The organism is Thiomicrospira pelophila DSM 1534, assembly GCF_000711195.1.
Classification (GTDB): Bacteria; Pseudomonadota; Gammaproteobacteria; order Thiomicrospirales; family Thiomicrospiraceae; genus Thiomicrospira; species Thiomicrospira pelophila.
The window spans coordinates 1505297-1531584 of sequence record NZ_JOMR01000001.1 but is presented as its reverse complement, the minus strand read 5'-3'; the positions used below and the strand labels follow the sequence as shown (position 1 = coordinate 1531584).

Sequence of the window (26288 nt, the reverse complement as noted above, 5' to 3'; positions counted from 1 at the left end):
CTTTTTTTATATCTGGATTAAGATTTAGTGTTTGGTGAAAGCGTTTGCATTAAGTTGGTGACGAGTTTAGGAGGATTTTACTTTGTCAAAGCGTCGAGTGGTTATTACAGGTCTAGGTTTGCTAACTCCTGTTGGGCTTAATGTTCAGCAAACTTGGGAAAATATCAAAGCTGGCAAAAGTGGCATCACGCCTATCTCTAGATTCGATACGGAGAAGTTTTCAGTTAAGTTTGCCGGTACGATTGCAGATTTTGATGTGAATACTTATATTTCACCTAAAGAAGCCAAAAAAATGGATCCGTTTATTCATTACGGGATTGCCGTTGGTATTCAAGCTTTTGAAGATTCAGGTATAGAAGTCACTGAAGAAAATGCCACGCGAATTGGTGTATCAATTGGTTCTGGTATTGGTGGCATTGGCACGATTGAAGCCCAACACGCTGTATGCCAAGCGGGGGGGCCTAGAAAGGTTTCTCCCTTCTTTGTTCCGAGCGCAATTATCAATATGATCTCGGGCCATGTCTCAATTAAGTATGGTTTGAAGGGCCCGAATTTAGCCTTGGTAACGGCTTGTGCAACAGGTACACACAGTATCGGTGATGCAGCCCGCTTAATAGAATACGGCGATGCCGACGTGATGGTCGCGGGTGGAGCAGAATACTCTACAACCGAATTAGGCTTGGCTGGTTTTGCGGCCGCTCGTGCGCTTTCAACGCGCAACGATGACCCACAAGCGGCAAGTCGCCCTTGGGATAAAGATCGTGATGGTTTTGTATTGGCCGATGGCGCAGGTGCGGTTGTGCTAGAGGAATATGAACATGCAAAAGCACGTGGTGCTAAAATTTACGGTGAAGTACTGGGCTTTGGCATGAGTGGTGACGCTTATCACATGACTCTGCCAGCTCAAGGTGGCGAAGGCGCGGCTCGTTGTATGACAAATGCGTTGCGTAATGCGGGCTTGGACAAGTCAAAAATAGGCTATATCAATGCACATGGCACGTCTACACCAGCTGGTGATGTATGTGAAAACGCAGCGGTTAAATCGACCTTTGGCGATCATGCTTATAAACTAGCGATGAGTTCAACTAAGTCTATGATTGGACACTCGTTAGGTGCCGCCGGTGCGATTGAAGCGATTTTCTCGACTTTGGCATTATATGACCAAGTTTTGCCACCTACTATCAATCTAGACAACCCAGATGAAGGGTGTGATTTAGATTATGTGCCTCACGAAGCACGTGATGCCAATATTGATTATGCGCTGTCTAATTCATTTGGCTTTGGTGGAACCAATGCCAGTTTGGTATTAGGGCGAGTAAAATAATCAGGCATTATGCGTGACTTATCGCAAACCACTCGGGCTGTCATTCGACAGCCCTTAGTTTTTTCTGATCTGACGTTATTGTCAGAGCATCTTCCAGAGCGCTACCCGCATTTATTGGAAAGTGTTGCCAAAGGCGACCCTAATCAAGCGGATAGTTTAGGCCGGTTTGAAATCTTGTTCGCCTTTCCTCAGCAGACCCATGTATTACAAGATCTGAATTCTGCCACGAGCTTTGTTGAACAATTTGAAACCGAGTTCTCCAGTTTAGAACAAACACCAGGCCTGGTGGATGATTTGCCTTTTAGTGGGGGGTGGTTTGGTTATTTTTCGTACGAATATGCGCAGGTGGTTGAGCCCTGCTTAAACTTGGCCGAATCAACTTTACCCTTGGCTGTTTTACAACGATTTCCTGCGGCAATTATTGTTGATCATCATCTACAGCAAGTCTGCTTTGTGGCCGAGCCTGAATACGCAGATTGTGTTGAACATATGCAACGCGATTACGCGCAGTTTGTTCAGCCACCACAAGCTGAAAGGGCGAGTTTTGCAATTGAGGTGGCAGGCGTAAGTGAAGAAGCTGAACCTTCATTTTTGCAGGGTGTAGAGGGCATAAAAAACTATATTTTGGCTGGGGATGTCTTTCAGGTGAACTTGTCGCGTGAATGGCAAATTGACCTAGCTAAAAAGTCAAGACCAATTGATGTCTATCGTCAATTACGTCAACATAATCCAGCCCCATTTGCTTGTTTGGTTCAGTTCTCACAGCCTGCTGGAAATTTTCCAGACCCCTGGGCAATTATTAGTTCATCACCGGAGCGTTTAGTGCGTTACAGCGCGCAAACACAGTGTGTAGATACACGTCCGATTGCGGGTACACGCAAGCGCAGTGATTCACTAGTGCAGGATCAAGCCTTAATGGAAGAATTAATTTCGCATCCTAAAGAACGCGCAGAACATATTATGTTGATTGATCTTGAACGTAATGACTTGGGGCGTATTTGCGAGCCGGGTAGCGTTGAGGTGAATGAGCTGATGGTGATCGAAACCTATGAACATGTCCATCATATTGTTTCGAATGTCCGCGGCCAACTTAAACGTGGCATTAGTCCTCTCCAAGTAGTTCACGCTTTGTTCCCCGGAGGGACGATTACTGGCTGTCCCAAAATTCGCTGTATGCAAATTATTTCTGAATTGGAAAGCGGGCCTAGGGATGCTTATACTGGCTCAGTCGGTTACATTAATCGCGATGGCTCAATGGACTTTAATATTTTAATTCGTAGTTTTATTCAACAACAAGACCAATTGCGTTTTCGTGCGGGTGCTGGCATTGTGGCGGATTCAGTTGCGTCGGGTGAGCTTAAAGAAACTCGGCATAAGGCCAAAGGTTTATTGCGCGCATTGGGTTGCGAGACGAACGAGACAACTATCTCATGAACCAACAGGCCTGGTTAAACGGGGAGCCGACTGAGCAGTTGCTCGCCTATGACAGGGGATTGGCTTATGGTGATGGTTTTTTTACCACCATCCTGTGTTATCAGAAAAAACCACTTAATTGGTTGGGCCACTGGCAGCGTATTCAAGAGAGTTTGCAAACGTTACGACTCGGTGAAATAGATAAAAACCAACTGATAAATGAATTACAAACGGCTTTATACGAGTCAGCGAGTGACGGCTTTTGTATACTGAAGTTGATTGTGACACGAGGTACGGGTGGACGTGGTTATGCGCCACCTAAACCTTCAAATTTACATCGTTTAATTTATGTGATGCCGACTCCTTTTCAACCAACGGATGTTGCCCCAAGCTTGGTTGAGCTCAGCGCAATGATTTGTCAAACTGCCGCGTCAATTAACCCAAGCATGGCTGGTTTAAAACATTTAAACCGGCTAGAAAACGTATTGGCACGAAATGAAGTGGTTGACAATGAATTCGATGAAGGCCTAATGTTCAATGAATTCGGTCATTTAGTAGGTGGCACTCAGTCAAATATTGTATTAATTAACCAAACCTCGCATGGCCGCCAAGCTTTGACGCCTAAGTTGGATTTAAGTGGTGTAAAAGGTACCTGTTTGTCAGCCTTAAAGAATTTAAGCTTGGATTTAAATTGGCAAGAAAAAACCATTTCATTGAGTGAATTGAGAACTGCTGAAGCCGTATTCGTTTGCAATGCAGTTCGCGGTGTTCAAGCGATTAAACAACTTATAATAAGCGACAAGGTTGCGATTGATTATGCTATCGAGCCTGTTCAGATGATTCACCAGGCCTGGTGGTTATGGAATTTAAACCAGCCAGGATTTGATTAATTTTAACGCAACTAGAAAGTCGAGGGTTATGCCTAAGTCACGTCAATCTCAACACAAAGGTTCGGTTACCAAAACCCAACAATTATCTAGCCAAGTGGCTCGACTAAGTCGTCTGTTGTTTGTGACGCGCATCGGACTTATCAGCCTATTCAGTCTGTTAGTTCTTCTGATCGCTGGATTGGCTTGGGCTTATCACATATCTCATAGTCCCATATCAAGTTCTGCTCAACCACAAATTGTTGAATTGCCCAAAGGTGCTTCTGCAAAAGCCATGGCGAGACAACTTAATCAGGCCGGTATGTTGAAAAATCCAGAGGCGTTTGTTTGGTATTTACGTCTTAATCAGCAAGCCAACAATCTCAAACCTGGCGAATTTATGATTCAACCAGCGTGGGACTTTCGAGCTTTAATGCAAGCCTTGGTTTCAGGGCGAAATGTAAGTTATCCTTTTGCGATTATTCCGGGTGATAGTTTGGCGGAAGTAAAACAAAAACTACAGCAACTACCAAAGCTTAATCAGGTCATGCAAGCATCAGATTGGCAAACACTTGGCGAAAAAATGGGAGTGACCGAGCATCTTGAGGGTTGGTTGTTACCTGAGACTTATCATTATCATAAAGGTGAAACCGATCTTGAACTGGTTAAGCGCGCGATCGCAGCCATGAAGCAAACTTTAGAAGCCGAATGGTCGACACGTGATGGTGGTTTACCGTTAAAAACACCTTATGAAGCTTTAACCTTAGCTTCGATCATTGAAAAAGAAACCGGCGTCGCGCATGAGCGTCATCAGGTTGCAGGGGTCTTTATTAGGCGTTTGCAAAAAGGCATGCGTTTACAAACCGATCCAACCGTTATTTATGGCATGGGTGAACGTTATCAAGGTCATATTGGTCGCGAAGGCTTAGATACGGTAACACCTTATAACACCTATCGTATCCGAGGCTTAACGCCGACCCCAATTGCGATGCCAAGTCGTGAATCAATTCGTGCCGCTTTGCGCCCAGATGCATCGGATGCGCTTTATTTTGTCTCAAAAGGCAATGGCGAACATTACTTTTCGAGCACGCTAGAAGAACATAATCGAGCCGTTAGACGTTATATTTTGAATAAACCTTAGGGTATCGAGTGGCCTATTTATAAGTCGTCACGAAAAAAGGAATCACATGGCGGGAAAATTTATTACCTTAGAGGGTGGAGAGGGCGCAGGAAAGTCTACCAACTTGGCCTTTATTAAAGACTGGTTAGAAGCTCATGATATTCCGTTTGTTGTGACACGTGAGCCCGGCGGCACCAAGTTAAGTGAAAAAATCCGCGAACTATTGCTGGATAAATCCAATAGCAATATGACGACTGAATGTGAGTTATTATTGGTGTTTGCAGCGCGTGCTCAGCATATTGATGAAGTGATAAAACCCGCTTTGGCTGAGGGTAAATGGGTCGTATCCGATCGCTTTACCGATGCAACTTATGCCTATCAAGGTGCCGCTCGTGGTTTAGGGTTTGACCGCATCAAGTTAATTGAGGACTGGGTGCAGCAAGGGTTTGCGCCCAACCAAACCTTTGTATTTGATTTGCCTGTCGAAGTCGGTATGCAGCGTGTTCGTAACCGTGGTGCCGAAATAGACCGGTTTGAACAAGAAAAGGTCGAGTTTTTTGAGCAGGTTCGCCAAGCTTATTTAACTCGCGCATCTCAAGTCCCGGAGCGTTACTGTGTGTTGGACGCCGCTCAATCTTTAGATCAGGTTCAGGCTCACATTCAATACCAACTTGACGTCTTGGTGAACACATGACTTTTCCTTGGCAGCAAACCCAGTGGGACTTTTGGCAGTCTCAGCTTAATCGAGTAGGACATGCTTATCTCCTATCAGGTGCAAGTGGTTTAGGATTAACCGAATTTGCGCGTCAAATGGCCAAAAGCATGTTTTGCCAATCAGATCACACCAAGCCTTGCGGACAGTGTGCGGGGTGCATTCAATTTGATGAGTCTACGCATGCCGACTTTGTACAACTTGAAGTGCTAGAAGGTAAAAAAGAAGTTGGGGTTGAGCAAATTCGGCAGCTTACTCAGCGTTTAATGCAAACCGCCCACCAAGGTGGTTACAAGGTGGCGATTTTGCAAGAAGTCGAATGGCTAAACGCCTCCGCGTTTAATGCCTTGCTTAAAACACTAGAAGAACCACCTGAGCGAACCTTATTAATCTTAACCACTTATCAGGTTAGCCGATTACCCGCGACAATTATTAGTCGTTGTCAAAAAATGAGTTTTACGGCACCACCCATTAAAGAAAGCCAAGCATGGCTGGCCCAACAGGGCGCCGATGAGCAATTGGTGAAACGTGCCTTACGTTTAAACTGGGGTGCGCCCTTAGCGGCTTTGAAGTGGTTAGAACAAAAGGGCTGGGAGCAGGACGAGAGTTGGCAAAATAATATGCGAGGCTTGCAAACCGGCACGGAATCGGTATCACAAGTGGTGGCGGCTTGGCTTAAATGGCCAGAACCCGAGCGAGTATTTGATCAATTTTATTTAACCAGTGTGACCGAAATACGGCGCGCGTTTTATCAACAAGCCGAATTGAATAACAACTGGTTTCAATTTCAACAAGCTTTGTTGCAAGCCAAACAAGACTGGCGACAGAATGCCAACAAAGAATTATTATTAGAAAGTTTGTGCTTGTTATTTTTACAAGCCAATCAAGCAAATGTTCCGTTAGCGGAGGTTTTTCAAGGCGAATGGATACGAGGGAGATGGGCATGATTATTGATTCACATTGCCACTTAAATATTTTACCGGAAGACAAGGTAGGCAACACCGAAAAAGTGCTTCAACAGGCCAAAGAACATGGGGTTGAGCGCATGATGTGCGTGGCGATTGATCCATCTAAATGGCCAGAAGTTTTAGACTTGGCAGATCGTTACGAAAGTGTGTATGCCAGTATCGGCATTCACCCATGCAGCGATGACACGATTACCGCCACCGATGACGAGATTATTCAAGCCGCCAGTCACCCCAAGGTGTTGGCGATTGGTGAGGTTGGTTTAGATTACTTTCATCAAAGCCCAAGTGAGGTAGATTTAAGTTTTCAACATGATCGTTTTCGCCAACATATACGGATTGCGAAACAATTAAACAAGCCTTTAGTAATTCATACCCGCGCCTCGACGCCAGATGTACTGCAGATTCTACGCGAAGAGGGTGCGGATCAGGTTGGCGGTATTATGCACTGTTTCGTGGAAGATTTAGATACCGCCCAGCAAGCCATGGATTTAGGTTTTTATATTTCTTTCTCGGGGATTGTAACCTTCAAAAACGCGACGGACTTAAAAGCGGTAGCGAAGGCGATGCCTTTAGATCGGATTTTAGTCGAAACCGACTCACCTTATTTGGCTCCAGTTCCTTATCGTGGAAAGACTAATCAACCCGCTTATACACGCTATGTGGTGGAAGAAATTGCTCAATTGCGCGGTTTAGAGTTTTCTGAGGTGGCGGCGGCGACTTCAGCAAATTTTGAACGCTTGTTTGGATTAAATTCTTAAATGTCAGACCATCAACTACCAGGCCTGGTGGAAGGCGAAGCTTATAGCTGGCAACGTATTTTTGACTTGGTTGTGCAACATAAATCTTTGTTAATCAAAGCGCATATTATTGCTTTGCTTGCGACCCTGGCAACCGTGCCTTTACCACTTTTATTGCCCTTGTTGGTGGATGAGGTCTTGCTCGATCAGCCAGCTTGGATTGTCGCCAGTTTACAAGCCATAGCGCCCGAAAACTGGTACAGCCCGCTTTATTATATTGCTGCGATGACGTTGTTAACTATTGTGTTACGTGCAACAGGAGTCGGATTTGGCGTTTGGCAGATGCAACAATTTACCGTGATTTCGAAAGATGTTACTTATCGAATTCGGCGAGATTTGTTAGCGCGGGTGCAAGGCGTGTCGATGGCTCAATATGAAACTTTGGGTACTGGGTCGGTCAATGCGACCTTGGTAAACGATGTTAATACTATTGATACGTTTTTAGGCACGACAGTCGGCAAGTTAATTATCGCGGTTTTTAGCTTAATTGGTATGACCCTGATTTTGCTTTGGTTGCATTGGCAGTTGGCTCTGTTTATTTTGCTAATGAACCCTTTGGTGGTGTATTTCACCATGCGTATGGGACGTAAAGTTAAAACGCTTAAAAAGTCTGAAAACAGTGCATTGGACGCGTTCCAACAAGCTTTAAGTGAAACCTTAGAAGCTTTGTTGCAAGTACGTGCTTCAAATCAAGATAAATCATTTTTCCAGCGTATTAATCGTACCGCGTTTGATGTAAAGCGACATTCGGAAAGTTTTACCTGGAAAAGTGATGCCGCTAGCCGAATTTCATTTTTAATTTTTTTAGTTGGGTTTGATGTCTTTCGCGGTGTCAGTATGTTGATGGTGGTGTTTTCAGGACTTAGTATTGGCGAAATGATGGCGGTGTTTGGTTATCTCTGGTTCATGATGGGGCCGGTACAAGAACTGCTGGCGATTCAATATAGCTATAATGCCGCTACAGCCGGCTTACAGCGTATAAATAGTGTGTTGGATTTAAAGCAAGAGCCATATTACTCCTCAAAAGTGAATCCGTTTAAGTCTAATCAAGCCGTTTCCGTCAGTGTTCAAAACCTCAAGTTTCATTATCCCGGTAAAACCGAGTATGTTTTGGATGGTTTGAGTTTTGAAATTCAAGCCGGCGAAAAGCTCGCCCTAGTGGGTGCAAGTGGTGGTGGTAAAACGACGCTTGTGCAAATGCTGCTAGGCTTTTATCGCCCCGATTCCGGTGGCGTTTTTTTCAATCAGCAACCCATTGAACGAATTGGATATGATGTCGTACGTGAGCATGTTGCCACGGTGTTGCAAACACCGATGCTGTTTAATCAAACGGTGCGCTTTAATTTAACCTTAGGTCGAGATCTCAGCGAATCACAGCTTTGGCGCGCTCTAGAAATGGCGCAACTGGATGAAACTATTAAGGCCTTGGAGCATCAACTGGATACACAGGTCGGTCGTAGCGGGATTAAGTTATCCGGGGGGCAGCGACAACGTTTAGCGATTGCACGTATGATTTTACAAGACCCTAAGGTGGTGATTATGGATGAAGCTACCTCCGCATTAGATATGGAAACCGAGCGTAAGCTATACGAAGATCTAGCCCCTTTCTTTGAAGGTCGCACCACCTTAATTGTGGCGCACCGTTTAAGTTCGATTCGTCAGGCAGACCGTATTTTGGTATTTGAAGATGGTCGAATTATTGAAAGTGGGCATCATGAAGAACTACTTCAAATGCAGGGAACCTATCACCGTTTGTATCGTTAGTCGCTTTTAACTGGGAGTAAAAAAATGCTAAGTAAGTTGAAGTTTGTGGTTCTGGTAATGTTGAGTGTTTGGAGTCTGTCGGCCCAAGCGGATCGTTCATTTAACTTGGCCACGCCTGTTGTGATACTAATGCCATATGTTCTGCCCAATGCCGAATTGCTTGAAATTACCCCGGATCAAGCTCAGAAAGTACGTGAGATATCGTCAAATGTAAATCCCGAGCGAGAGGATAATGAGTTGTACAGTAAGGAGTTACGCAAAGAGTTGTGGGAGCTGTTATCAAGTTCGAAAGAACCTGAACAAGATGATTTGAAGGAGTTGATTCAGTTGATTTCCAAAGCTGAACAGCGACGAGTGGCCATGAGTGTTGAGTGTGCGACGCAACTGCGTGCTATTTTGACACCATCGCAATGGGACTTGCTTGTGGGTTTAGCGGCCGATGTTCAATAGCCCTAGGCGTTATAAACGCCTTAGGACTTAAGAGTTAGCCTTATTGTGATTTGGCGACTTGCAAGGTGTTTTCTAAGAGGGTGGCAATAGTCATGGGACCAACGCCACCTGGAACCGGAGTAATCCAGCTAGCCCGTTGTTGAGCGGTCGCAAACTCGACATCACCGCATAAACGGCCATCGTCCATGCGGTTAATGCCCACATCAATAACAATCGCGCCAGGCTTAATCCATTCGCCTTTCACCATTTCAGGAATTCCAACACCTACGACCACCAAATCAGCTTCGGATACCATCTTTGGCAAGTCTTTAGTAGCACTGTGGCAAACTGTTACGGTAGCCCGCGCGTTTAATAGTTCCAAAGTCATCGGTACACCAACAATATTAGATGCACCTACTACAACCGCATTTAAACCACGCAACTCAATCCCTGTCTTAGAAAGCATGGTCATGACGCCATGCGGGGTGCAAGGAGCTAACTTCGTCATACGAGTCGCTAAACGGCCAACGTTGTATGGATGAAAGCCATCTACGTCCTTAGATGGTGTAATGCTCTCAATTACCGTTTCAGGATCAATGTGATCGGGCAGGGGAAGCTGTACGAGGATACCGTGTACATCATTGCGATCATTTAACTCATCAATTAACGTTAATAAGTCTGCTTGGCTAGTTGTAGCCGGTAAATCATAAGCAAAATCATTAAAGCCGGCTTCTTTACAGGCATTCTTTTTATTGCGCACATACACTTGAGAAGCTGGGTTTTCGCCCACTAGGATGACCGCCAGGCCTGGTCGTTGTTTGCCTTGGCTAATTAATTGATCTACTTCTGTTTTAATACTCGCACGCAGTTCAGCAGCAATGGCTTTTCCGTCTAAAATTTTAGCAGACATAATGTTCCCTTAATATTAAGCAGGTTTAATTGTCGACAATAATAACCGATTTGACGATAAAATATTATTGTAAAATGTTTGATAACGCAGTTGACAGGCGGCGGGGCGCTCTATACAATACGCGCATCTTTTAACGCACTGGCAGATCTAATCTAACATGCGTTGGTCGATACTCGGAGTGTAGCGCAGCCTGGCTAGCGCACCTGTTTTGGGTACAGGTGGTCGGGGGTTCGAATCCCTCCACTCCGACCAGATTTCACTTTCTGACATCTTGTCAGAAAGTACCCTTGGTTCGAATGAGCGCCCATAGCTCAACTGGATAGAGCATCGCCCTTCTAAGGCGAGGGTTGCAGGTTCGAGTCCTGCTGGGCGTACCAATTCAACATACGCTTTATTTACAATATGGTGACCGTAGCTCAGTTGGTAGAGCCCAGGATTGTGATTCCTGTTGTCGCGGGTTCGATCCCCGTCGGTCACCCCATCTTTACCCCATCTTTTTCCTTTTATTACAATTCCTTATCTTTTTTATTTATTTTGTGTTAGTCGCAATTTCCACCTAAAAGCTCATTTTGTCGCTTCTATTATTACCCCTAGTGTACTGATTATAGGAACATGGAAAGGCTTGGCGTGAAATTTTTTAGAGTTTGCTTGTTTATATGTTAAGAAAAGCCAAATATATATTAGCGAAGTCATTAGGCGGCTTATGCTTTTTTATAGAAAGTGAAGATGTTTTCTAAAAACGAGATTGGTGTTATGTTGTTTTTTTTAGACTGGATTGAATAATTCATTGAATTTTTGTAAAAATTGGTCGGGACAGAAGGATTTGAACCTTCGACCCCCGCCACCCCATGACGGTGCTCTACCAGGCTGAGCCATGCCCCGAACAAGCTGTAGATTATAGCGGTTTTTGAAGTTGAAGCAAGCAGCTTGAGAGGCTTAATTGTGTTTATTTTATAAATTGTTAGTAGGGGGTGTCGTGGGGGAGTTGTTAGGTAGAGACTTGCCACTTAACTGGTAAGCGAACACTAAAACTTGCGCAACGGCTTCATATAGAGCAGGCGGCACCTGTTCATTCAATTCAACTTGACTGAGTAGTTCGGTAAGCTCGGCATTTTGAGTAATAGGAATGTTGTGTTGCTTGGCGAGATCTACGATTTGTTGGGCTAAGTGCCCAGCTCCTTTTGCCGTAACTCGAGGCGCACTGTCACCGGAATACTCCAGGCTGACAGCAAAAGTGTCTTTTAAACTGCGTTTATCCGACACCGTCCTTCCTTAAGTATTATTGCAGCTGAAGCTGGGAAACTAGGCCGATGTTAAGGGCGTTATCTTTAAGAGTGTTGTTGACGTTTTGCCAGTCAAATGGCACTTGGCGAGACTTTAAGTTTTCTACCAAGGCTAGCAACATTTGTAAGCCGGAGGTATCAATCGAATCAATTTGGCCTGCATCAAATACCACGCTCTCATTTTCAGAGACCACACTTTGCTTAAGTTCGGCAAAGTGGTCATTAATGTGATGAATCGTTAGATTTTCTGGAAGAGTAACTTGGCTGCTCATAATACAGGCTCCTTAATGCTTAATTGCAATAATGTTTATAGTACGCGACCAATCACAGATAGCAATTTTTCAGGACTGAAAGGTTTCACAATCCAGCCAGTTGCGCCCGCATCTTTGCCTTTTGTTTTCATGTCACCGGATGACTCGGTGGTTAGACACAAGATAGGGGTAAACTTGTAGTTTGGCATGGCTCTTAGCTCACCAATGAGTTCAATACCATTCATGTTTGGCATGTTGATGTCGGTGACAACTAAATCGAACTGTTCGCGTTTAGCGATATCCAATGCAACCGCACCATCCTCCGCTTCAGTAACATCGTGGCCGGCTGATTTAAGAGACATACTAACCATTTGACGCATTGATTTAGAATCGTCAACTGCTAAGATTTTTGACATTGTCTTTCTCTCTATTCTTTAAAGTTTGAAATTAATTGTGAGTGATTTTACGCGTAATTATAGCGGCTGTAAAATGGATATGTTTAAAAGCCGCTTATTCCTATTATCTTAAATGCTCGTCTTAAGCACTGAAAACTCCGCTGAGGCTAGCTTTTTTGCTAGCTTTTATTAAACTTTAATGTCGATCAAACCGACTTGTTGGGTGTTTGCGCTAAAGCTAGGTTTTACAATACTTAACTCAAGCAGGTTTAATGCCAATCCGGCTTGGTTAAACATTTCTCGCAAAGTAGGAAAGGCTTGTTGTATTTGGTTGGCAAGCATTTTGTACTCTGTATGGAAGTAACAGTCGAGTTGATCGTCATTTTTAAGGCTTAATTTGCAAGTCACGTCGTCTGCTTCTTGCACTGAAATTTGCAAGATGACTTCCCAGTGAGACTTTTCTTTGTCTACTTTGTTTCTAATTTCTAGTGTGATGGCACCAACTTGGTGAGGCAGTTGTAAGGGAAGGTTGGTTAATATTGACGCATTGTCGAGAAAGTGCAGTTGATTTAGTGTGATTTTATTAATGCTTTGATTAACTAGCGTAAGTGCTTGCGTAATGTTTGGGTTTTTGGATTGAGCTGCGAGCGGTTGTAGGCTTTGTTGCAGTTTAATCAATTGACCTTTAAGATCGGATTGGGTTGACTGAAAAGAGTTATTTTTTGAACTGAGTTTGTTTTCAAGTAAGATTCCGCTATTTATCAGTGCTTGTTGAATGTTTTTAGCATTGAAATGGCTGTTAGGTTTTAATAGTTGGTCTAAGATAGCGCTGATTTGACCTTGAATAATGGGCGGCAATTGTTGAAGAAACTGTGGCTGTGACAGAAAGTTTAGGGTCTGTTGAATAGGGCTTTGTTGTGGTAGCAGTTGGCGTAAATGCGTTTTACTAAGGTCGACTGCGTTATTATTAGATTGAATTTGCAGGCGTATCTGGCCTTGATGCTCTTGTACGTTGACACGTAATTGGTCGTTGGGTTTTAGGTTCAGTTGGGTTTGAGCCTGTAAGGTTTGCCCTCCCAGATTTAAGCTAACATGATCTGAGCTTACCTTAATAACTTGCACGCTCACCGTTTGACCAATTAGTGGCTTTAAAAGATTTAAAGCCACTGGTGTTGAGGCGTTAAGCTTTAAACTAGAGCTTGGGGGCAAATTGCCTTGAATTTTGGACATAGTCTAAGCTGCGTTTGGTTTAAAATATAATTATGAATACAGCGTGGTTAGTTTTACGCTGAAACTTATGGACTCTTTACGAAGGAATACTCGGCTATGAGCGTAAATGAATTTGACTTTAGTGACAAGGATTTTAAACGCGTTAAGTCAATGGTTTATGACTTTGCGGGTATTGATTTAAATGAGTCTAAAAAGAATTTGGTATACAACCGATTAGCTAAGCGTATTCGGTTTTTACAAATGAACCGTTTCAGTGAATATTTAGATTATGTTGAAGAAGTGGGTGAGGAAGAATTCGTTAATTTGATTAACGCCATCACAACGAACCTAACCTTCTTTTTTAGAGAAAACCATCACTTTGAATATTTGGCAAATAATGTTATTCCGCATTTATTGGCAAAAAACAAGGCCAGCAAAAAAATTCGTATTTGGTCGGCAGGTTGTTCCACTGGTGAGGAACCCTATTCATTAGCTGTTGTGTTGAAAGAGACTGTGCCGGCGGGCTGGGATGCTCGTGTTTTGGCAACGGATTTGGATACCACGGTTGTTGAAACCGCACAACGAGGTGTATACAACATTGAACGTTTAAAAGGCGTATCGGAAGCAAGAAAAAAACGTTGGTTTTTAAAAGGCAGTGGTGAGCGATCGGGATTTGTAAAAGTAAAGCCTGAGTTGCAACAAATTATTGATTTTGGTCAGATAAATTTAATGAATGAATGGCCTATTCGTGACAAGATTGATGTTATTTTTTGCCGAAATGTGGTGATTTATTTTGATAAACCTACGCAGAGTAAGCTCTTTAATCGTTACGCGGACTTGCTACAAGAAGAAGGTCATTTGTTTATTGGGCACTCAGAGTCTTTGTATAAGGTATGTGATCGCTTTGAATTACTTGGCCAAACGGTTTACCGAAAACTGCGTTGAACTATGTCTTATGAACTAGAGTTAAGCGTGGCGTAAAAGGAAAGTAAAGTTATGGAAAGGATAAAAGTACTAATTGTTGATGATTCGGCTTTAGTTCGTCAGATGTTGCAAGCCATGCTAGAAAGTGATTCGGCTATTGAGGTTGTGGGTGCCGCGTCTGATCCTTATGTGGCTAGAGATATGATTAAAGAGCACCGTCCGGATGTTTTAACACTGGATGTTGAGATGCCGCGTATGGATGGTGTGAGCTTTTTACGCAATTTAATGCGCTTGCACCCCATGCCGGTAGTGATGGTGTCATCGCTTACAGAGAAAGGGGCCGATGTTACCTTGCAGGCGATGGAATTGGGAGCAATTGATTTTGTTACCAAGCCTAAAATAGATTTGGCGCATACGTTTGAACAATATGGTGAAGAAATTTGTCAAAAGGTGAAAGCGGCCGCAAGAGTGTCTCGATCCAGTTTAGAGCGTCAATATGCCCGATATGTGGCGAATCAGCAATCCCACCCTAAGGTTGAAGTTCTTCCTGCTTCTCGCCCTAGTGAAAAATATAGTGCCGATGCGATTATCAAACCACTTTCTTCACCGGCACGTCATTTTAAAACGACGGAGAAGATTATTGCGATAGGTGCGTCTACTGGTGGTACAGAGGCGATTAAAGAAGTTCTAATGCGCATGCCGGCTTCTTGCCCTGGCATTGTTATTTCACAGCATATTCCGGCCGCATTTAGTGGCCCGTTTGCAGTTCGTATGGATTCAGTTTCGCAAATGACGGTGATGGAAGCCAAAGACCGCCAGCAAATATTGCCGGGTCATGTTTATGTTGCACCTGGAGGAAAGCATTTACTGGTTGAGCGTGATGGCGCGCGTTATATATGTCGATTAAACGACGGGTCTCCGGTTAATCGACATAAGCCATCGGTGGATGTTATGTTCCGTTCGGTCGCGCAAAATGTGGGTATCAATGCGGTTGGAGTTATATTGACAGGTATGGGGGCCGATGGTGCCCTCGGTCTTCAGGAAATTCAACAATCGGGTTCGCCAACCATTGCTCAGGATCAAAAAACCAGTGTTGTATGGGGCATGCCGGGCGAAGCCGTTAAGTTAGGAGCGGCCGATCAAATCTTGCCTTTGGACAAAATCGCTAAAGTTATTTTAGACCTCGTAACGAAATAAATGGCACAAAGCGTGCTTATATCCACTACAATTCAACACCAAATGCAATAAGCGGAAGGAATTCATCGCATGTTTCAAATTATCAAACTTTATTGGCCAGCTTGGCTAGTCACTCTAGTAGGCATTAGCTTAATGTGGCTTGATATCCCATATATGCCGATGATTGTTGCGCTGATTATTTCATTGGTTTGGACGCGCTTAATATTAACTAATACACGAAATGTTTCAGATTCAGGTATTGCAAAAATTCAGGCACGTCAGCAGGCTGAGCCGATGGTCAGTGTGCGTGAATCCGGTGGTTCGTTGCAGTTGATTATGAGTGACGTGGACGCTGTAATTGATGAAGAAGTAGATGTAGTACGGACTGAATTGTTGCAAGTAAAAGATTTGGTAGCAGAAGCGATTGATACCTTAAACACCAGTTTCACCGGACTGCACTCTCAAACGAATGAACAGTATCAACTTGTATTATCTTTGTTGGCCAACTTAGGCGGCACAGGTGAGGGTATGAGTATCGAGAAGTTCTCAGGCGAAACTAAGCAGGTTTTACAACAGTTGATTGATATGATTACTAACGGCAGTAAGCGTAGTAATCAAACCATGACCAAAATTGATGACATGGTGGCGCAAATCGAAGCCATTTTCACCTTGCTGGAAGATGTCAAAGGTATTGCGGATCAAACCAACCTATTGGCATTGAATGCCGCGATTGAAGCGGCTCGAGCAGGTGAAGCTGGTCGAGGATTTGCAGTGGTTGCGGACGAGGTGCGTAAGTTATCACTAAACTCTAATCAGTTAAACGAACAGATTCGTCTGAAGGCTCAAAAAGCACGTCATACGGTTGACCAGGTGCGCGGAATTGTAAGTGAAATGGCAAGTAAAGACATGGAGCAAGCTTCTACCTCACAAGCGCGTGTGAATGACATGCTGGGTGATCTTGAGTCTATGAATAAAACAATTTCGACTAAGTTAAGTGATGTGTCCGGAATTATCAGTGGGATTGAGCATAGCGTCTCAAATGCCGTGCGTTCGTTGCAATTTGAAGACATCGTGCGTCAGTTGGTTGAACAGGTTATGAACCACCTAGAAAACTTAAGCAGTTTCTCGCGTCAAATTAACCAGTACCTAGAAGAAAGTAAAGAAAATCCAGCTTCTTCAGCGCATGAGTATAAAGAACGTTTAGAAGAGTTTAGACAGACCATGCATGCCGAACGTCAAGAAATTGAAGGCAAGCGTATGCGTCGAGTAAGTACCGGCACGATGGACGAAGGTGAGATCGAAATGTTCTAACCTACCAGGCCTGGTGGTTAAAAAAAGAAAAGCCCCGAATGAAAAGTTACGATGTAATCGCAGCCATTCATGATCGGGGCTTTTTTATGACTCATTTAAAAGTCAAAAAACGTTTTAAATCATGCCGCCCATTTGGTGATTCCAGAGGCTGCCAAAAATTAAGCTGAATAAAATGCCCGTACCAAAGGTGATATACCATAGTCGACGCATTTTTTTCTCTGCCAAGGCTTCAGCTGACTCGGCTTCAAAATCTGGGCGGTCTTTAAAGAACACCAGCATCAAACCAACCGCACCAATAAAGCCGGCAATGTTTGCATAATAAACAACCCCTGTTGTATAAGAGGCAATACCTAGCAGTAAGATTACAAAATATGTAATCAGTAATTTTTTCATAGCCGTTAATTTCATAGAACACCTTTGATTTAATATCGAGGTTATTTTAGTGAAGTTTCTGCACTAAAAGGCAGGTTTTTATGTATAAGTTAATCTTTTTTGTACCCGAGTCGACGGTAGAGCCTGTAAAAGCGGCCATATTTAAAGCAGGAGCGGGTCATCAAGGCGATTACGATCAATGTGCTTGGCAAGCGAAGGGTGAAGGTCAGTTTAGACCATTAAAGGGCAGTCAGCCTTATATTGGTAAACAAAATCAGTTGGAAAGGGTGGTGGAATATCGCGTTGAGACTTTGGTCGATTCAGAATGTGTGATGGCCGTGATTGAAGCATTAAAGCAGGCTCATCCGTATGAAGAGCCTGCTTATGAAGTGATTAAGCTAGAGGCATTTTAATTACATGTTTTTCATGCCGTGGCCCATGCCTTTATGTTGACCCATGCCCATGATTTTACGTACCGGCGCGATAATTTCTTGTTCGGAACCGTCTTTTAAGGTCACCACAATGCGAACCTCGTCACCTTCTTTTAAAGCACGAGTTGGGTTGATTAGCATAATGTGTAATCCGCCTGGTTTTAGCTCGGCTTGTCCCATCGCGGGCACTAGAATTTTTGGGATTTCACGCATGCGCATAACACCATTATCGTGCGTATGAGTGTGCAACTCGACTGTTTTAGCCGCGTCTGACTTTGCGCTGACAATGGCAATATCCTGATCTGAGCTATTAATCATCGTCATAAACGCACCAGTAGCAGGAGCCGTTGGTGGCATTTCACGTACGAATGGGTTTTCAATTTCAAGGTCAGCCGCTTGGTTTGCCATGGCGTTAAAGCCGATTAGGCTGCTGAGTAGAGCGATAGCTAAAATTGTGTGGCGTTTAAACATAAATATCTCCATTTAAAGTGAATAGCGGTTAAGAGCTTCAATAAACTGTTGAGGATCACTTGCATGCGGTAATTGCTGCTTGAGTTCACCATTTGGTGCAATTACATAAGTAAAGGCCGAATGATCAACCGCATAGTTTTCTACATCGCCCTCGACTTTTTGGTACACAACTCCATAACGTTGTGCAATTTCGTCAATTTTTTGTTTCGAACCGGTTAAACCAATCATGTTGGCATCAAAATAATTGACATATTCTTGTAAACGTTCCGGCGTATCACGTTCAGGATCGACCGAGACGAACAAAATTTGTAAGTTTTGTTTTTGTTCATCCGATAGTTGACGATAAGCCATCGAAATCTGTGCCAAATTGGTAGGGCAAATATCGGGACAGAAGGTATAACCGAAATACACAAATACCACTTTTCCGTTAAAGTCTGATAACGCCACCTCACCATTTAGCGAGGTTAGCCTAAAATCACCGCCAGTGGGCGCTTCCATCGGAATTTGGTTGGCACTGGAGTGAGTGTTGTCAGGTTTGAGTGTATAAACTAACGCGTAACTGCCCGCCAAAAATACGCCAAAGGCTAAGAGCAAAATTAAAAAGGCTCGATTGAGCTTAGTTTGATTCATGGTTCTCTCCACGCAAAAGCCCGCTTTTGCGGGCTCATTAAAATAATAGTCGCTTTATTAAGCTATTCTACTAAAACTTCGCGGCCACGCGAGCCCAAATGTTACGGCCTGGTTCCATAACTTTGTAGCTTTCTCCGGTAAAGGAGTCGGTCCGGTTAACATGGGTGAAATAGGCGTGGTCAAGTAGGTTATCTACGCCAGCTTGTATCTGGAAGGTTTTATTTAGGCTGTAGCCACCAAACACATCTAAGGTACTCCAAGCCGGCGCCTTTTCTTCAGCATAAAGGGTATTTACTTCTGTTTGCTCGCTGGCAAAATTAAAGCGCGAACCGGCATACCAAACTTCACGTTCATAGCGCGCATTAATTTGACCGTTAACTGGCGCCATATTGCTTAGGTTGCGATCATCCGTGGTATTGCGACCTTTGGCTAAGGCCAGGTTGCCGCCTAATAACCAGGCCTGGTTAAGCTGATAACCCCAGTCGAATTCGGCACCATAAATCACCGCATCGACATTGACGTAACCTTCACCAGAATTGGTGATTTCTGTTTGATTTGCCGCTTTATCTCTCAAGATATAATCGGTTACCTGGTCATAATAAATATTGGCTGACCAATTAAAAGCATGAGCTTGCTGACTTAGACCTAGATCGATTTGCATGTGTTTTTCTGGGTTTAAGTCTGGGTTACCTGTCCAGGTATCGCGCGCCATAAAACGTTCGGTTTCATCCGCGGTGCGAGTGGTGAGGCTTAAGCCACCAAACCAAGCTAATGAAGAGCTGAGTGTTTGTTCATAACGAATCAAGCCATTCCAATTGGTTTCATCAATTTTAGTATCACCTGAGTAATCAGCATAAGCGGCATCATATAGATCAATGGGCGTACGTGGCTGAGGTGCCATCATTGTGTTATCCGGTGCTTGATTAGCATCTTTAGCCTGTGCGGTCACTTGATCAATGCGCACGCCATACATTAAGTTTTGGCTATTGGATAACGCCGTATTGGCCTCGGCAAATAGGCTGTTCTGCTCAGTTAAGGTGTTGGGCCACATTAAATACTGAGAGTTATTGTATTGGGGTGAAGTCGGCGCACGATTATAAAGTATCGCATCTTTTTCCATGGTTTGTAGCATCAAGCCATAATCTAAACGGGTTTGGTTGAGGTTAGAGGTGAGCTTTATCTTGGCGCCCTGAGTATTAACCTCAGTTGGGGTTTCCATCCACATTGTGGCGGAAGGGGCCGTACGCAAACTAAAGTTATCCATCACGTGTTCGACTTTCGATTGATACGCCGATACTGCGACTTCATTCACTGGGCCGCTAAAGTTTTTTCCCTCATAACTTAAGCGCGTCATGCTTCCGTTAGATTTAGGCGCATCCATGCTCGAACCTTGATATAAGGCATCTTGGGTATTTGATGTTTCATGCGAAAGTTTGACATGATGATCTTCAGACGGGGTCCAACCTAAATCAATATGACCTTGTTGGGTTTCGTAGCTGGCTCGCACATCATCGCCATTGCCATCTTTATAATCATCAGCGGATTTATTCGAGCCTTGTAATACCATGTACATTTGGTCGTTGCCAACTGCTACTTCGGCGCCGACATCTTGTGTCAAACCGTTCGAGTTGGTCGCGGCATAGACTTCACCCTTGTAGGCTTTGCCGTCTTCAAACTCTGGCTTGTCACGTTCCAATAACAAGGTACCCGCGGTACCACCGACACCATATTGTAAAGATTGCACGCCCTTTAGAACCGTAATTTTGTCGAAGCTCGATAGTTCGGTGTAATGAGTTGGCGGGTCCATGCGATTCGGACAGCCACCTTCAATTTTACCGCCATCAATTAAAATATTGACGGCCGATTGGCCTTGTCCGCGAATCAGGATATCCAAGCCAATGCCGCCTAATCGCTGAGCTTCTACACCTGAAAATTGACGAAGCACCGAACCGGCTTCCGTATTACCCGATTGTTTCAAGCTCTCAGAAAGTTCAACGGTTTCAGACTGAACATCCGCTTTAACTTGAATAGGCATTAAAGTCGCGGCGTGAGCTTGATAAGACAGTGCCGATAATACGGCTAATGTAACGAGACGTTGTTTCATTATTATCCTTTGAGATGACAATTAAAATAGTGCGTCTATTCTAGAAAGCTTAAAAATAAAGAGTATTGAAACAGTCTTGAGATAATTGTTTGGTTTTACGTGGTTTAGGGAATTAAGTTGTGTAGGTGAAGAGCTTATAATTTTTGTTCTAAACCAACCACCAGGCCTGGTGGTTGGCTAAAACTTAATGTCCTCGAGGAATCATGGCCCGTAGTACGACTAGATATAGGTAGAACCAGATCATTGAGCCGCTAATCATAAATATAACCAAGCGCTTTGGTCCGTTTAAGGCAAGCATCCCTAAACGTTTATGCAGAATAAACATGGCCCAAACCACCGCGACATAGTTAAACAATCCAAATAGGTGCACCCAACCATCACGAAAGCTGGCAAGCGGTTGCATTTGGTCGAACGAGCCGATTAGCCAATACCACGCATTGCCGACATCTGAGGCATAGTGTAAGAAGAAAAAACTCCCAACATGGCTTAACCCACCAATTAACATTAAGGGGGCTAACATTTGACCCACCGACTGGAAGTATTCCGTAAAAGGTTTATTAATCAGTTTTGCGCTTAATGCGAAGCTGGCATAGACGATCGCAAAAGTGATAGCCACCGCCATACCCAACGCAATCGCGCCAATCCAATCAAACATTGGCATCGGCCAGGCCTGGTTCATCCAAGTTCCGGCTTGTACCCAAGGCAGTTGTTCTTTGATGGAAGAGTGACCTAACGAGTGATGGAAACGCATGGTAATGGAGATCACCGCTAGCAACCAAACATACACCCAAACATTCATAGGCTCTTTGGCTTTTGAGGGCTTCCAAAGTTGAATAGACGGCTTGGATAGCTTGAATTCGACCGCATTACAGGCTTTGGTGCAATCCATGCATAGGGTGCAGTCGCCCATCGAATTTTTTTGTTCAAAAAGGTAAGGCTTAAGGTTCCATTGGCAGGCTTTCATACAGTCAAATGTACGGCAACTTGTGCAGTGGTCTTGGTCGCTAGTTAGCTTGGCAAAGCCGACTTTACCAAAAGCACTGGTCACTGATCCGATAGGGCATAGGTTTGAACAATAGGCCATGTTTCTAAATAAATAAAAGCTAACCCAGGCAAAAATGGTTAATACCAAAAAGAACAAAGCGGTAATCCAAGGCGTTTTAAGTAGGTCAGGAAAGGCGTAAATAGGAACCCAATAAGCCGCCAGTAAAAGCCCGAATCCGATCCAACGCTTTTTTAGCCAAGCCGGGATCGGTTTTTGTGGTCCGATTTTGTTGAGGTATTTTCCGACAAAACTGTGCGGGCAAATGCCGCAAAAAATCGGGCCTAAGGTCGCCATGCTGACAATCAGAAAGAACGGCCAAAACAGCGACCAAAAAATCGCTCCGGTGTATGGGTTGAGGTCTTCGGTTGGATAAACCAAACCGAAATAAATCGCGCTGACCATCATTGCCAATACGATAACTCGCATGACTTGCATGGTCGGCGTGTGATTAAAAAACCAGCCGATGACCGGCCAGCGTAATAGATTCAAACGACTCGATTGGCGTTCAACTACTTTCATATCCGGCTCCTAGTATTTATATTGATAGGTCAGCATCAGGCTTCTTGGCGCGCCCGGGGTATAGAGGTTTCCACCGTAGGATGCCGAAACTTCTTGAGCATAGCGTTTGTCTAATAGATTACGCACACTTAGGTTTACAAGATGGGATTGTTTGCTGTAACCAAGCATTAAATTGAATACCCCGTCATACCCTTGATCACGTTCCGTATTGGCATCATCAATATAGTAGGGACCAAAGCCAATTGCTTCGACTCGAGCGGAATACGCCTGTTTATGCCAATTGGCAAATAGAGCATATTGATAGTCAGGAATAAAACGAGGGCGGTTATTAGAGTAATCTGTGCCTGAGCTGACATAGTCGATATATCTATAATCCATCGCGCTCGCATTAGCGCCAAGGCTGAGATCTGATGTGGTTTGGTATTGTGCGCTTAATTCAATGCCTTTGCGTTCACTTTTACCGGCATTTTCATAGTAAGTATAAAGGTTTGGAAAGCTGCCGCCTTTTACCGAAACGATTTCATCAACCAGTTGGGTGTAGTAGACATTTAAATCCGCACTGAGTTTATGACCACGCTGTTTTAAGCCAAATTCAAAATTGCTTGAGGTCGAACCTTTTAGGTCGCCCTTGTCGTAAGTTTGATTGGCTTGCATCTCACTCACAGTTGGTGCCTGGTTGGCCGAAACGGCAATCGCAAACACATTCAGTGTGTCAGTTAAAGCATAACTAGCGCCAATTTTTGGGGAGATGAGTTGATAGGATTCTTGATATTTAAAATCACCATCGCCTGCTTCATATACACCAGTTGAAAAGTTGTAACTTGAATATTCGGTGCCTTTGATGTTCATGTTCAAAATATCGGTGCGAATACCTAGGTCTATGACCCACTTTGAACTCGGTGTGAAAGACTCTTGAAAGTAGGCGCTATAAATTTGGCTGTCGCTGTCTTCAATATTGGCTAAATTGCCTTTTTCATCTGAGTTAACTTGAGTGATGCGTCCGCCAAATCCGGTGGTAATATCCGCGTATTCGTATTTCTTGGCATCGTTTTGAATATCAGCACGCAAGCCTAGTCCGAAAATCTGTTCAGAAGGCATGTTGAAAAAATCGTGACTACGGCTCCAGGATAGATCGGTACCAATAACGGTATTGTCTTGTGAGTCGTTAATCATGCCGGTAACTGGGTGAAAATGATCCCAGCGAGTCATATATACTTGGGGTTTAAAGTCGAATTCACCCATCGTGGTTTCATAGCGGCTGTTAATAAACAAGGTATTAGAATAGCGACCACTCTTTTGCCAGGCGCTGCTGGTGTTGGTGGTTTCGCCGGTATCTTTATAAGCTTCAAACTCTGCAGCACTCAAGGATTGAGGTAGTTGCAGGTTGGCTTGGGTGTAAGCAATCTCGGTTTCAAGCACCGAGTCATCGTCAAAAAAGTGACCGTGTTTAATACTGAACTGGGATGTGTCAAATTTATTCCAATCGCGCCAGCTGTTTTCTGACTGGCGATGTGAGACGTTGATCGAAATATTATCTGTATCAGACAGTTGTAGTGATTTTTTGGCATTCAGTTTGACGGTGTTAAAGCTGCCATAGCCGACTTTTACACGATCCTGTTGGTCGTCAAACACGGATTTTGATTGGATAAATACCACGCCACCGGTGGCATTACTGGCGAAAATTGAACCCGGCCCTTTATACACTTCGACCGATTCAATATCATCAATATCAATGACATCAAAACGGGTGAAGCTGTCCGGATCGGTCATCGGTACGCCATCACGAATCACCATGATCTCACGCACGCCATAAGGAGCCTTTAATCCAGCACCTCGGATAATGAGTCGAGAATCATAGCCATTGTTCTTACTGACGGCGGTGACGCCGGGAATATTGCTGATCACTTCATTAATGCTGGTGGCATTTTCAGTTTCAATTTGCTTTTCATCAATGACGTATACGCTTTGTGGAACGGTTTTAGATTCACGTTCTATTTTTGTAGCGGTGATACTAATAGTATCCAGTTGGTTTTCCGCCATAACGCAGGTGGGGGCAAAGAGTAAGGTCGTTAGGGCTAAATATAGACGTTTATGCTGCATCGGATCATCCTTGTAATTTTAGGTGAGGCTATTTTATCCACAATATAAATAAGGACTATTGAGAAACTATTGAGAAGTTTTGATCGACTGAATCTAAGTTTGAATGGTAAGTAGCAGGCCTGGTTGCGAATTTTCTCGAATAGCGTTGCGCCTTGGTATAATGCCTGCATTATCACAAAGGGGAATCTCATGCCCGAACAAGTTTTAAAACGAGTCTTAACCGTGCCGGTTTACGACGTAGCCGATGAAACGCCGCTTGAAATGGCACCGCTTTTGTCTCAGCGTATGCAAAACAAAGTTTGGTTAAAACGTGAAGATTTGCAGCCGGTATTTTCGTTTAAATTGCGTGGCGCCTACGCCTGCATGGTGAAACTGACAGACGAGCAAAAACAAGCCGGTGTGATTGCCGCTTCGGCTGGCAATCATGCACAGGGTGTCGCACTAGCCGCTAATAAAATGGGCATAAAGGCCACGATTGTGATGCCAAAAACCACACCACCAATCAAAGTAAATGCTGTTAAACGCTTAGGTGCGGAGGTGGTGCTGCATGGTGATGCGTTTGATGAAGCTTCGGTACACGCCAATCAGTTGATGCGTGAGCATCATTACACCTTTATTCATCCTTATGACGATTATGATGTGATTGCCGGCCAAGGTACGGTGGCATTGGAAATGTTACGTCAGCATCCGAAACCTTTGGATGTTGTGTTTGTTTGTGTGGGCGGTGGTGGACTGATTGCGGGTATCGCTGCGGTATTGAAACAAGTCTGGCCAAGTACGCGTGTTGTGGGCGTTGAACCCGAAGATTCAGCGTGTATGACCGAAGCACTTAAAGCTAATGAACGTGTAGTATTAAAGCAAGTCGGGTTATTTGCCGACGGTGTGGCCGTGGCGCAAGTGGGGGAGATTCCGTTCCGCATTGCTCAAACCTGCGTGGATGAAATGATTACCGTCAGCACCGATGAAATCTGCGCGGCGATTAAAGACGTGTTTGAAGATACCCGTGCGATTGCTGAACCGGCTGGTGCGCTAGCCGTGGCCGGTTTGAAAAAATTTGTCGCCCAGCGTGAAGTGGCTGGTTTGGAAATGGCGGCGATCGTTAGTGGCGCGAATATGAATTTTGATCGTTTGCATCATATTGCTGAGCGCACCGAGTTTGGTGAGAAACGCGAAGCTATTTTTGCGGTAAAAATCAAAGAAGAGCCGGGTAGCTTTAAACAGTTCTGTGAGGACCTAGGCGCACGCCGAGCTATTACTGAGTTTAACTATCGTTATGCCGATTCTAAACAAGCAATTGTATTTGTTGGCGTGCGGACCGAAGGCGGACGAGCCGAGCAGCATCAGCTAATTGATAGTTTGCGTGGAAAAGGTTATGAAGTTGAAGATATGTCAGAAAACGAAATGGCCAAACTGCACCTGCGCCATATGATAGGTGGCAAGGCCGAAGGTTTGCAAAACGAAACCTTATATCGTTTTGAGTTTCCTGAACGCCCGGGGGCTTTGCTCAACTTTTTAAGTCGAATGAGCGAGGAGTGGAACATCAGCTTGTTCCATTATCGAAACCATAGCGATGCGTATGGAAGAGTATTGGTAGGTGTGCAGGTGCCACCGGTGCAAAAGGATGCATTTGAAATCTATTTAAATGAGCTGAAATATCCGTTTATCTGCGAGCAGGATAATCCGGGTTACCACTTATTTTTAAACACTCACTAACAACGAAGCCCTCAAGCACCAGGCCTGGTGCTTGAGGGCTTCGGCCTCCAC

The 26288-nt window shown here is 44.2% G+C and carries 25 protein-coding genes and 4 tRNA genes; 17 read left to right on the top strand and 12 right to left on the bottom strand.

Features of this window, described 5'->3' with window-relative positions:
• The first annotated feature begins 82 nt into the window (after positions 1–82).
• Genes fabF through N746_RS0107300 form a run of 9 tightly spaced genes read left to right on the top strand, consistent with a single transcriptional unit; the run spans position 83 to position 9414 of the window.
• Positions 83–1324, top strand: a complete 1242-nt coding sequence (fabF, locus tag N746_RS0107340; RefSeq protein ID WP_029935323.1) for a beta-ketoacyl-ACP synthase II — start codon at positions 83–85, stop codon at positions 1322–1324.
• Positions 1325–1333: 9 nt separating this feature from the next.
• Positions 1334–2758: an aminodeoxychorismate synthase component I gene (locus tag N746_RS0107335; RefSeq protein WP_051678576.1), complete on the top strand. Its 1425-nt coding sequence runs from the start codon at positions 1334–1336 to the stop codon at positions 2756–2758.
• Positions 2755–3627, top strand: a complete 873-nt coding sequence (gene pabC, locus N746_RS0107330; protein ID WP_051678575.1) for an aminodeoxychorismate lyase — start codon at positions 2755–2757, stop codon at positions 3625–3627. The genes N746_RS0107335 and pabC overlap by 4 nt, the downstream gene beginning before the upstream one ends.
• Before the next feature lie 28 nt (positions 3628–3655).
• Positions 3656–4744, top strand: a complete 1089-nt coding sequence (mltG, locus tag N746_RS0107325; RefSeq protein WP_081836000.1) for an endolytic transglycosylase MltG — start codon at positions 3656–3658, stop codon at positions 4742–4744.
• A 46-nt stretch (positions 4745–4790) separates the two neighbouring features.
• Positions 4791–5417 (top strand): dTMP kinase, encoded by a 627-nt coding sequence (gene tmk / locus N746_RS0107320; protein ID WP_029935315.1) that lies wholly within the window; start codon positions 4791–4793, stop codon positions 5415–5417.
• Entirely contained in the window at positions 5414–6382 is a 969-nt protein-coding gene (gene holB / locus N746_RS0107315) for a DNA polymerase III subunit delta' (RefSeq protein WP_029935313.1), read from the top strand. The genes tmk and holB overlap by 4 nt, the downstream gene beginning before the upstream one ends.
• The gene (locus N746_RS0107310) at positions 6379–7161 is read left to right on the top strand and encodes a TatD family hydrolase (protein ID WP_029935311.1); all 783 of its coding nucleotides are present in this window, start codon (positions 6379–6381) and stop codon (positions 7159–7161) included. Before holB ends, N746_RS0107310 begins: the two co-directional genes overlap by 4 nt.
• Positions 7162–8964, top strand: a complete 1803-nt coding sequence (locus N746_RS0107305) for an ABC transporter ATP-binding protein (protein WP_051678574.1) — start codon at positions 7162–7164, stop codon at positions 8962–8964. It abuts the gene before it with no gap.
• Between the two features lie 24 nt (positions 8965–8988).
• Positions 8989–9414, top strand: coding sequence for a hypothetical protein (locus N746_RS0107300; protein WP_029935307.1), 426 nt, complete (start codon positions 8989–8991; stop codon positions 9412–9414).
• A gap of 40 nt (positions 9415–9454) precedes the next feature.
• Here the strand turns inward: N746_RS0107300 and folD are convergent, their stop codons facing one another.
• Positions 9455–10303, bottom strand: a complete 849-nt coding sequence (gene folD, locus N746_RS0107295) for a bifunctional methylenetetrahydrofolate dehydrogenase/methenyltetrahydrofolate cyclohydrolase FolD (protein WP_029935305.1) — start codon at positions 10301–10303, stop codon at positions 9455–9457.
• Between the two features lie 174 nt (positions 10304–10477).
• Between folD and N746_RS0107290 the strand changes: the two genes are divergently transcribed.
• The 3 genes from N746_RS0107290 to N746_RS0107280 all read left to right on the top strand — a co-directional run bounded on the left by N746_RS0107290 (position 10478) and on the right by N746_RS0107280 (position 10784).
• Positions 10478–10555 (top strand) — tRNA-Pro (locus N746_RS0107290).
• Between the two features lie 48 nt (positions 10556–10603).
• Positions 10604–10680: transfer RNA gene (locus N746_RS0107285), tRNA-Arg, on the top strand.
• A 28-nt stretch (positions 10681–10708) separates the two neighbouring features.
• Positions 10709–10784: transfer RNA gene (locus tag N746_RS0107280), tRNA-His, on the top strand.
• Between the two features lie 324 nt (positions 10785–11108).
• On the opposite strand, the gene N746_RS0107275 is transcribed toward N746_RS0107280, so the two are convergent.
• From N746_RS0107275 to N746_RS0107255, 5 genes are all read right to left on the bottom strand, one after another.
• Positions 11109–11185 (bottom strand) — tRNA-Pro (locus N746_RS0107275).
• Positions 11186–11254: 69 nt separating this feature from the next.
• Positions 11255–11566 (bottom strand): EscU/YscU/HrcU family type III secretion system export apparatus switch protein, encoded by a 312-nt coding sequence (locus N746_RS0107270; RefSeq protein WP_029935303.1) that lies wholly within the window; start codon positions 11564–11566, stop codon positions 11255–11257.
• Positions 11567–11582: 16 nt separating this feature from the next.
• On the bottom strand, positions 11583–11858 hold the full coding sequence (locus N746_RS0107265; RefSeq protein ID WP_029935301.1) for an STAS domain-containing protein: 276 nt from the start codon (positions 11856–11858) through the stop codon (positions 11583–11585).
• A 35-nt stretch (positions 11859–11893) separates the two neighbouring features.
• Complete coding sequence (locus N746_RS0107260; protein WP_029935299.1) at positions 11894–12253, bottom strand: response regulator; 360 nt, start codon at positions 12251–12253, stop codon at positions 11894–11896.
• 168 nt (positions 12254–12421) lie between these two features.
• Positions 12422–13462 carry a flagellar hook-length control protein FliK gene (locus tag N746_RS0107255; RefSeq protein WP_029935297.1) on the bottom strand — a complete coding sequence of 347 codons (1041 nt, stop codon included), beginning with the start codon at positions 13460–13462 and terminating at the stop codon, positions 12422–12424.
• Positions 13463–13558: 96 nt separating this feature from the next.
• Between N746_RS0107255 and N746_RS0107250 the strand changes: the two genes are divergently transcribed.
• From N746_RS0107250 to N746_RS0107240, 3 genes are all read left to right on the top strand, one after another.
• Positions 13559–14386 (top strand): CheR family methyltransferase, encoded by an 828-nt coding sequence (locus tag N746_RS0107250; RefSeq protein ID WP_029935295.1) that lies wholly within the window; start codon positions 13559–13561, stop codon positions 14384–14386.
• 51 nt (positions 14387–14437) lie between these two features.
• Positions 14438–15562, top strand: coding sequence for a protein-glutamate methylesterase/protein-glutamine glutaminase (locus tag N746_RS0107245; RefSeq protein ID WP_029935293.1), 1125 nt, complete (start codon positions 14438–14440; stop codon positions 15560–15562).
• Between the two features lie 69 nt (positions 15563–15631).
• Positions 15632–16852, top strand: a complete 1221-nt coding sequence (locus N746_RS0107240) for a methyl-accepting chemotaxis protein (protein WP_029935291.1) — start codon at positions 15632–15634, stop codon at positions 16850–16852.
• A 114-nt stretch (positions 16853–16966) separates the two neighbouring features.
• On the opposite strand, the gene N746_RS0107235 is transcribed toward N746_RS0107240, so the two are convergent.
• Entirely contained in the window at positions 16967–17260 is a 294-nt protein-coding gene (locus N746_RS0107235) for a hypothetical protein (RefSeq protein WP_169735998.1), read from the bottom strand.
• Between the two features lie 65 nt (positions 17261–17325).
• On the opposite strand from N746_RS0107235, the gene N746_RS0107230 reads away from it, so the two are divergent.
• Positions 17326–17637: a YqfO family protein gene (locus tag N746_RS0107230; protein ID WP_029935287.1), complete on the top strand. Its 312-nt coding sequence runs from the start codon at positions 17326–17328 to the stop codon at positions 17635–17637.
• Here N746_RS0107230 and N746_RS0107225 read toward each other — a convergent pair whose 3' ends face one another.
• The 5 genes from N746_RS0107225 to N746_RS0107205 form a co-directional block, all read right to left on the bottom strand.
• Complete coding sequence (locus N746_RS0107225; protein WP_029935285.1) at positions 17638–18126, bottom strand: copper chaperone PCu(A)C; 489 nt, start codon at positions 18124–18126, stop codon at positions 17638–17640.
• 12 nt (positions 18127–18138) lie between these two features.
• Positions 18139–18756, bottom strand: a complete 618-nt coding sequence (locus N746_RS0107220) for an SCO family protein (protein ID WP_029935283.1) — start codon at positions 18754–18756, stop codon at positions 18139–18141.
• Between the two features lie 70 nt (positions 18757–18826).
• Positions 18827–20860 carry a TonB-dependent receptor domain-containing protein gene (locus N746_RS0107215; protein ID WP_029935281.1) on the bottom strand — a complete coding sequence of 678 codons (2034 nt, stop codon included), beginning with the start codon at positions 20858–20860 and terminating at the stop codon, positions 18827–18829.
• Between the two features lie 184 nt (positions 20861–21044).
• The gene (locus N746_RS0107210) at positions 21045–22424 is read right to left on the bottom strand and encodes a 4Fe-4S binding protein (protein ID WP_038125923.1); all 1380 of its coding nucleotides are present in this window, start codon (positions 22422–22424) and stop codon (positions 21045–21047) included.
• 9 nt (positions 22425–22433) lie between these two features.
• Positions 22434–24524 (bottom strand): TonB-dependent receptor, encoded by a 2091-nt coding sequence (locus N746_RS0107205; RefSeq protein ID WP_029935277.1) that lies wholly within the window; start codon positions 24522–24524, stop codon positions 22434–22436.
• A 189-nt stretch (positions 24525–24713) separates the two neighbouring features.
• Here N746_RS0107205 and ilvA point away from each other — a divergent pair, with 189 nt between their 5' ends.
• Positions 24714–26237 carry a threonine ammonia-lyase, biosynthetic gene (gene ilvA, locus N746_RS0107200; RefSeq protein WP_029935274.1) on the top strand — a complete coding sequence of 508 codons (1524 nt, stop codon included), beginning with the start codon at positions 24714–24716 and terminating at the stop codon, positions 26235–26237.
• The last annotated feature ends 51 nt before the right edge of the window (positions 26238–26288 follow it).